This window comes from Candidatus Cloacimonadota bacterium (assembly GCA_020532355.1).
In the GTDB taxonomy this organism is placed as follows: Bacteria; Cloacimonadota; Cloacimonadia; order Cloacimonadales; family Cloacimonadaceae; genus UBA5456.
In genome coordinates this window covers 1-8,625 of the sequence record JAJBBD010000025.1, presented here as the reverse complement: position 1 = coordinate 8,625, position 8,625 = coordinate 1, and the positions used below count along the sequence as shown (strand labels likewise).

General features: G+C 42.7%; 8 protein-coding genes. All 8 read right to left on the bottom strand.

Annotated features, from left to right (window positions below; all coding sequences use genetic code 11):
* A partial coding sequence (locus tag LHW48_00775; protein ID MCB5258995.1) for a Nif3-like dinuclear metal center hexameric protein occupies window positions 1-710 on the bottom strand: 710 nt, incomplete at its 3' end.
* 9 nt (window positions 711-719) lie between these two features.
* Window positions 720-2,411, bottom strand: coding sequence for an AMP-binding protein (locus tag LHW48_00770; protein ID MCB5258994.1), 1,692 nt, complete (start codon window positions 2,409-2,411; stop codon window positions 720-722).
* Between the two features lie 55 nt (window positions 2,412-2,466).
* Entirely contained in the window at window positions 2,467-3,639 is a 1,173-nt protein-coding gene (locus LHW48_00765; GenBank protein ID MCB5258993.1) for an aminoacetone oxidase family FAD-binding enzyme, read from the bottom strand.
* Window positions 3,636-4,373 carry an outer membrane lipoprotein-sorting protein gene (locus LHW48_00760; protein ID MCB5258992.1) on the bottom strand — a complete coding sequence of 246 codons (738 nt, stop codon included), beginning with the start codon at window positions 4,371-4,373 and terminating at the stop codon, window positions 3,636-3,638. Before LHW48_00760 ends, LHW48_00765 begins: the two co-directional genes overlap by 4 nt.
* Window positions 4,370-5,518 (bottom strand): FtsX-like permease family protein, encoded by a 1,149-nt coding sequence (locus LHW48_00755; GenBank protein ID MCB5258991.1) that lies wholly within the window; start codon window positions 5,516-5,518, stop codon window positions 4,370-4,372. Before LHW48_00755 ends, LHW48_00760 begins: the two co-directional genes overlap by 4 nt.
* A gap of 125 nt (window positions 5,519-5,643) precedes the next feature.
* The gene (locus tag LHW48_00750; protein ID MCB5258990.1) at window positions 5,644-6,819 is read right to left on the bottom strand and encodes an FtsX-like permease family protein; all 1,176 of its coding nucleotides are present in this window, start codon (window positions 6,817-6,819) and stop codon (window positions 5,644-5,646) included.
* Window positions 6,797-7,495, bottom strand: coding sequence for an ABC transporter ATP-binding protein (locus LHW48_00745; GenBank protein ID MCB5258989.1), 699 nt, complete (start codon window positions 7,493-7,495; stop codon window positions 6,797-6,799). Before LHW48_00745 ends, LHW48_00750 begins: the two co-directional genes overlap by 23 nt.
* A 15-nt stretch (window positions 7,496-7,510) precedes the next feature.
* A complete protein-coding gene (locus tag LHW48_00740; protein MCB5258988.1) occupies window positions 7,511-8,578 on the bottom strand; it encodes a hypothetical protein in 1,068 nt (355 codons plus the stop codon).
* Window positions 8,579-8,625: the final 47 nt, after the last annotated feature.

The following is an 8,625-nucleotide window of genomic DNA, read 5'->3' as shown; positions in this document are numbered from 1 at the left end:
GTGGGCAATCCTGTAGGAATCAGATAATCTTGTAAAATCTTTAAGGCTGGATACTCTGTGTAGAAATGCCCGGCATCGATGATGGGAATGCTGCTATCCAAAAAACTATGGTAAGATATATCGCCGGTAATCAGCAGATCTGCTTTTTGCTCTGCGAGAGTCAACATCGAGCCACCGGAGCCTCCACAAATTGCGATGCGTCGGATTTCACGGTTTTCGTTCCACCCTGCTGTCCAAAGGCGCAAGCCGGATGCATCAAGCCTTTGGCGCACATATTGGGCTATCTCGGACAGGCAGTAAGATTTCTTATACGAGCATACAAGCCCGATATCGCGAGATTCTCCAATGCCCAAACTCTCCACAACTTCCATCTCCAAGGCATCTGCCAAAGCATGATTAACGCCTCCAATGGCAGAATCAAAATTGGTGTGCATACTAATGAGTCCGATCTTTTTTTCTACCATCTTTAGAACGGTGGGATGGGTAATGGTTCTAAGTGGATGAAAGATAAGGGGATGATGGCTAACAATCAGGTTACATTTTGTTTTAAGGGCAAAATCTACTGCATTTGCGCTGGCATCGAGGCTGATGAGAATCCGCTTTACCTTTCGCGAGGGATCTCCCACCAGAAGACCAACATTATCCCAATCCTGAGCTAAGGCTGTTGGTGCAAAGCGCGCAAGTTGTTCAAAAACACTTTGAATTGTCATAGAGGTCTCCTATTGATAGAGGAAGCGTTTTATCTTTTGAGTGGGTGTCTTTTCAAACGGCTCTTTTTGTTCAATGATTTTATGTAGCTTAGAAAAAGATGCAACGTTTGCATTAAGGTGCGTTCTGAGTTCCAGAAGGTGTTTCTCGATCGATTTTTCGGCTTGGACGCTTCCCATTTTGCTGAGATTGTAGTGAGCATCCAGGATCTCGTAGTTCAAGAACACTCTGGCAATGATATTACCTCCGCTCTCATAGACCATAGATTCTAAAACGCTTTCTGCTTCATTAAGCTTGGCTTCGATTTCCTCGGCATAGATATTATCGCCATTGGGGCCAATAATCACGTTCTTGATTCTGCCCTTTATATAGAGATAATTTTTCTTATTAAGCACGCCCAGATCTCCGGTTTTAAAGAATCCATCATCGGTAAAGGCTTCATCAGTGCGCTGTTTATCTTTGTAATAACCTTTCATAATGGTGGGTCCTTTCACCTGAATTTCGCCCACTTTAGTTTTGGGATCGGGATTTGCGATGCGCACTTCAAGCTGAGGCAGAACAGTTCCGGTAGAACGGAACTTTGCGGCAGCGGGGCTACTTCCGGCAATTAGGGGCGAGGTTTCGGTAAGCCCATAGCCGATGGCATAGGGAAATGAAGCATCACTAAGAAATCGCTCTACATCATGCGAAAGCAGAGCACCGCCAATGCCAAAGAAATGCAAGGCTCCCCCAAAGGTTTTCATCAACTTCTTGCCGGCTAGTTTGTGCAGTGCTTTGCGTGTTGGCACAAGTTTGTACAGCTCGCGCATCAGCAGGTTTTTGGTAAGCTGAGGATAGATTTGCAGTTTAAAGATCTTTTCAATGATGAGGGGTACGGTAAGGATCATGGTAGGTTTTATCTTTTGCATGGCGGGGATGAGGATGCGCGCCGTAGGCGGTTTGTCCAAATAGTAAACACAGGCGCCTGTCATCATAGGAATAATGAAGCCGATAGTGCATTCGTAGGTATGTGATAGTGGCAAAATTGAGATCAGCCGATCGTGTTCATCCACATTTTGGATATGCAAAGTAAGCCATGCGTCCATTACTAAATTACGATGCGTTAGCATAACGCCTTTGGAGCTACCCGTAGTACCGGAGGTATAGATAATGGCGGCAATTTCATCTTCTGCAGGTTCACTATCTACCAGTCCGACCGATTCTAAAGCTTTGTTGCGAAATTTCTTCCACGCACTTTTACGTTCTTGGATAAATTCACCAAGCTTGTCTTTACTCATATTTGGTTCTATAGGTGTTAGGTTATCCATCAGAAACATCATAGGTGAGGGATCCAAATCGCTATAACCAATTTTTTCGTAATGTATATTAGAGACAAACACAGCTTTGGCACCACTATGGCGAAGGATTTGATGGATTTCATTAAGATGGAAATCTACTAAGATAGGAACTACAATTGCACCCATTGAAGCAATTGCTAAATAGGCAACACCCCAATTGGGAAGATTTTGTGAAAGCAGAGCCACTTTGTCCCCTTTCTGAATTCCATAATCTTTAAGCATCACAATCACGTCGTTAATCTGCTCCCCAAGCTGCTCATAGCTAATGGGTTTGCCATCTACCATAGAAAGAGCGGGGCGGCTGGGATGGTTGGCAATGGTTTGCTCAATCATTACTTTTAACGTAAATTTCTCAAGTTGTATCACATTAACTCCTCATTTGGCGTAGATAATTACAGGATAACTCATATAGCATCAAATATCAAATACTATTCACTGCATTTATGCCTGCCAGATACCCTGTGCTTACTGCCATCTGAATACTGTATCCTCCACTGGGAAGACTATAAGCAAGACTTTCACCTGCAAAAAACACGTTCTTTAATATGCGGGATTGCATAGTTTTAGAATCCACTTCTTTCAAATCTACTCCTCCCCAATCGGACATTGAACTACATAAGCCTTCAATGGCCTTAATCTTAAAAGGATGATTCTTAAGGGTGGCTAATAATTGTTTGCGCTTGCTGGCACTTAATTCTGCGGCAATAAGATCCGAGCTAATTTGCATGTTTTTCATGATTGTTTCAGTTAAACGCTGCGGCAAACGGTATTCTTGTAAGAGCTTGCTTACCTTACGTTTGGGGTGTTTTTGTATTAAGTTCAAAAAATCGTGGCAATCACATATTCTGATCTGGATAATCTCTCCTGCGTGCAGCTTCCGGCTGTTATCCAAAATCAAAGGACCGCTTAAGCCGTTATGGGTAAAGAGCAGCTCACCCCAGATACTTCGCTTAGCCAATTGAAGCCCAGCTTTAAGCGACAATCCAGCGCAACAAATAAATGGAGCATAATCCTCAATCTCTATACGTGCAAGTGCCGGTTTGGGATCGTGGATCTTATGCCCCAAAGCTGATGCCAATCTGTACGAGCTGCCATCGCTACCGGTGACACTCCACGCCGCACCTCCTGCTGCGATAATAACTTTTTGGGCTCTGATCTTGGCGCCAGAATTAGTGTTTAGATAGAACAGTCCTTCTTTCTCTTCAATATACTCAATCTTGCTATCCCACATAAACTTAGCACCCCTTTGGCGGGCAATATTATACAGGGTGTCTCGAACATCGGAAGCTTTTAAGCTTTGAGGAAACACTTTTCTATCTTCTCTAATATATACTGGACAGCCAAATTCCTCTAACAGCTTGATGAAAGACATGTTATCAAAAGAATAAAACGCTGGTTTTAGCCAATTGCGGAATTCTGTTAAAGCAGCCAAGAAATCTTCACGATTATTGGCATTTGTAAAGTTACACTGTCCCGCTCCTGAAAGCAGTAGTTTTTTGCCTGCTATTTTGTTTCGTTCCCAAACAATTGCTCTTTCCCCACATGCTATGGCAGCGCCTAAGCCGGCTGCACCTCCTCCGATGATGGCAATCATTTTTTTAGCATTGCTTTGGTGAATACATGTGCGGGAAGATCAAGATCAAGCTGAATTTCTTCGAGATAGTATTCTGTACCAGAGCCTTGCTTCAGTTCGTCTTTAAACACATATTTAGTGGGATACCATCTGTTATCGATGCGCTGCACATCGGATGCTTTCACGGTTTTAAGCAGCTTTCCGCTTTTTGCAAACCATTCTTCATAGAGGCACACATATCTCTGTTTATCTATATATGCTTTACGTTTATAATAGCTAACATCAGTGTTTTTTGCATTCAATTCCAAGATCCAACAATCTCTGCCCTCATACTGAATATCACCGCTTAGCTCTGCATTATAACTATCCAGAAGATGGGTTTCCTCCATCATGTCCTCATAGGAAAGGTCGCTACCCATCACCGATTGTTTGAGCATATTGCCAGAGATTTGAATACTGCGGTCTGTACCGGGATCGTAGATCCACAGATCTTCATCCAGTTTTAACATCTTTGTTCCCTTTTCCCGTGGAGGAGAAAGGTATTCGCTGAAAAACATATTGTTGCCTCTGGAGTAGTTGATAGCTTCCATTGTGCGAGTAGCACGGCGCGAATGAACAACCATACGTGTGCGGGATTTTGACGTTTGCGATATCATGTTTGCGTCTACTGCCTGGATAATTTGCTCGGCAGAAGGCGCTTGCCCATAGAGGGGCAGTATTAGCAACATACATAATGCCGATAATAAACTCTTCATGTTTCCAGCTCCTTAAATAGTTGTGATGTTTCACGTTTAAAGATGGCAATCCCGGCAAGTGCCGCCCCCAAAAAGGTTGAAACCAAGCCGGGAATAAAACTTGCAATTATCGCTTTAACGGTTAGAGATGTATATAAAATGTTTTCTGTCATCATGTTAGAACTGCGGTTGTACACGCTCATATCCATGCCATGAATATTAAAGTATATGCTTATCCCCGAGCCGATTATTACCCCTAATACTCCCCCTGCAATGCCCACTATCAAAGCTTCTGAAAGCAAAGAAGTATATACCATGCGTTTACTTTCGCCAATGGCAAGACGCAATCCAAACTCACCATAGCGTCTTATTCCATTCAATAACCCCGCATTCCAAAGCACTATTGCCATTACCATTATGAAGCCTAAGGACATCCACACCAGGGAATAGTCGAACATCCTTAGAATGGGACCCAAGTTGCCTTGATCGTTAAGTCTCAGCATCTGCGGCGAGAATTCCTCTTCTTTATTGCTATATTTGCCGTTGAAGTGATTAGCAATCTTGGTAGCATCTCTCAGATTATACTCTCCATCTTTAAAGAAACAGAGAATCTCTCCCGCTGCATCTTGCATATCCAGCATCTCGCGTATTGCCGATAGATCTGCTACTATAGCCCCTCTATCCAAAGATAACACTCCAAATTCTACCATCCCCGAAATCTGAAAATTACGCATACTCATTGCCCCAAACACTGTAGCCCCCATCAACGTAACCTTATCCCCCACTTTCAGTTCCATCTTCTCTGCGGCTGCCAAACTAATTAGGATCTCACTTGCATCTTGAGGTAATTTACCCCGCTTTAAACCATTTTTTAACTGCATGCGGTTGATCTCTTCTTCCGAGCCTAACAAATCGATGGCAAAACCTACTATTTCGCTTTGGATTTTTGTATTCCCATCGTTATCGGGAACATCCAGCAAGGCTCCAAAGTTGATGCGTTCAACCCAATCTAATTGTGGATATTGTTCTTTCCACTCATATAAATCTTCCGATACATCTAGCAATGCCAGATCGTATGGCTTGATATCCAGCATTTCTGCATAAGCCCTACTTACAACCTTCATATGACCGCTATTGAATCTGGAGGTCTGTTGTATGTAACTCATCTTAAAACCCTCCAAGAAGGAAAAACCAAAGATAAGCAGAGCCACAGCGAACATCACAATCAAGATGGGGAAAAGCCAACGATGGCGATCTCGCATAATTCCTTTTATCAAGAACTTAAGCATCTTTAGTTTACCTTTCCCCGCAGGGCATCAACAGGATTCATTTTGGCGATTTTACGCGTTGGCAACCAGCTTACAAATACCGTAAAGATCAAAATCACAAAGAATACCATCAATATCTCATCGATAGGATATAGAAACTTGATAGGCTCTGTAAATCCGGGTAAACCAAACTCATCGTAACCCTCCAAAATAGGAAAACCGGAGGTGGCAAAATAATAAAACAGCGGAAAACCAAGAATGGGCGTAGCTAAAATGGCGCAGACAGTGTAGATTGTACCCTCCAAAGTAAAAAGCAGCACAATCTTGGCTTTAGTAAAGCCCAAAGCAGCCAAAGTACCAATCTCTTTGCGCCGTTTAAATACCGCCAAAGCTTGAGTATCGAAAATGGCTATCATCGCCAAAAATACCAGCAACGCATACATCAACACTTGTTGGAAACGCTCATTTTCCAACATCTGATACAGATCGGCAAAATACTCGTCTTTATCGATAAAACGAAAATCCGAGCTCTCAAAATTCTGATATTTAGAGCTTCCTAATACAAAATAACTGGCAGTATTGGGCGCTTCCCTTATCTCTTGCAGTAAATCTAAATTCACCCAAATGGTTCCAATATCAGCAGTAGGAGCTGGAATTGGCAAAACCTCTTCCACAATTGCATCTATCGCATTGTAAGCCCCGTTAATATCTCGCACTCTGATGGTAAAGATATCGCCTTGGCTGAGTCTTGAGCTTTTTGCCATAGCTTTTCCAATCAATACGGGCACAATATCTTTTTGCTGAGCGCTTAGTTTACCCGAAGGAAATACCAAAACACTCTGTTGCTGAGGTATCCCCTTGATGATGGCAGAGAGCATGCGTCCCTGCGGATATATCGTTGCCGGTGCCATTAAAATAGGTGCAATCTCTTCTTGATCTATAGCGTTTTGCAGCTCTTGGGGAATTGGAGCATAGCTCTCATCAAAAGTTAGCGGATCGTAAGGATCGTAAGTTTTAACTCGTAACAGACCTTTGCCATATTCCCAATCTGTTTGTTGAATCTCTGCCAGGCGTATCCAACTGTAATACATTGCCTGAGTCCACACCATAACGATTAGCACGATGCTAATCACTACAATATTAATGAGGCTCCGCCAGCCATTATGCAGAATATTCTTAACTGCCAGACGCAAGATCATCGCTTGCCACCTCTCCATCAATAAGTCTGATGATGCGCTTAAGATATTCAATTACTTTGGGATCGTGGGTACTAAAGATAAAAGTAGTATTTAGCTCTTTATTAAGCTTGAGCATTGTATCCAAAATGTTAAATGAGTTTTCAGTATCCAAGTTTGCCGTGGGTTCATCTGCCAAAACCAGTTCCGGCTTTTTTACCATTGCCCGCGCTATTGCTACACGCTGACACTGCCCCCCAGAAAGCTGATTGGGGCGGCTTTTTATCTTGTCCGTAAGCCCCACCCAAGCAATGGCATCCTTAACCATTTTCTTTCTTTTGGCCGCATCCATCTTGATGAGCAATAAGGGAAATTCCACATTTTCATATACATTATAGACCGGCAGTAGGTTATAAGTTTGGAAAATAAAGCCAATATGTTTAGATCGTAATTGTGCTGCATCCGATTGATTGAGTTGGTGAATCTTATTCCCCAGAACTTCCACTTCCCCTTTTGTAGGTGTATCCAGAGAGCCCAAAATATTTAGAAGAGTAGTTTTCCCACTGCCACTGGGACCAACAAAGCCGCTGAACTCGCCCCGATTGAATTCTAAAGAAATGCTTTTAAGTGCCCAAAATTCACCCTCTCCCGTGGGAAAGGATTTGCTAAGATCTTTTATCTGTGCTATTACTTCTTTCATATATTCCCCAATAGTTCATAGATTCATGCTAAGCATCAGTCTTGCCCCAAAATCTGTTTCTTTTGAATTTACCAGTAAAAAATGTAGCGAAAGGTAGTCATACTCTCTTAGCCAGGCAAGGCTCATACTATGGTTTTCCGTTTGCCATTCTGCTAATGCCAAAAGCGATATTGTATCGATTATAGATAAGGGATAGTTGAGCATCAAAGTGCTTACCCAGTTCTGAGATTGAGCACTATATAATTCGTTTTGTGCTGAGGCAAGCAGCATGTTTTCCATCGTGATGGCTATGCCATTCTGCCAATCCAGCACATAATCTCCCCCCAGAGTTATGGCCGTTTGATATGTGGGAAAATTGGGCACAGCCTTATAGTATGAAGCGTTCAATTCCAGCCAAGCCCCTATTACGTCATCCATTCTTAAATCTAAGCCCATTCGGTATTCTTTTCCCCATAGTAATGGCCGGTAATGAAAGCTCAATGCAGTATCGCCCCACAGAACCGGATATTGAACCCTACCCCCAAACTCTAAAGCCTCTTGCTTACTGCATAGCAATTCGTTGCCCTTTAATTCTTCCTCACCCATCATAGCCCACAACCAGAAATTGGCATTATTCAACCAGTGATGTCTTATCAACAAGGCTTCAACTGCGCCACTTAATTTTAAAGGGTCTTGAGGATCTAGGCTATCAAACCACTTAAGGGGACGCAGAATTTGGGCAGAGCCAAAGTTTATCTGCTGCAATCCAGCTCTTAGTTCACTTTGAGGAATCTGCATCCGTAACCACCAACGATATGGTTTGGAATACATCGAAATACTATGATCTTGCTGATGCCATCTGCTTATAAAATGAGAATGCTGGCTGTATTGTCCGCTAAAATTCACAGCCCCAATATCTTCTTCCACAGCAAAATCCATTGCCCACTGCATTCCTGTCGTATATAGTTCTGATTCATTGTGTAGATATGCACTAAAACGATTTTTAGTTTCAACACAGAAACTAGTAAATACGGTAAGCACTAGCGGAATTAATACCGCAATCCGCTTAAGAATACCCTCCGGTATTACTTCTAACAAACTCATCGTGTCTCCTTGCGGATGGTGCAAACCTCATTTAACATTCAAGCGTT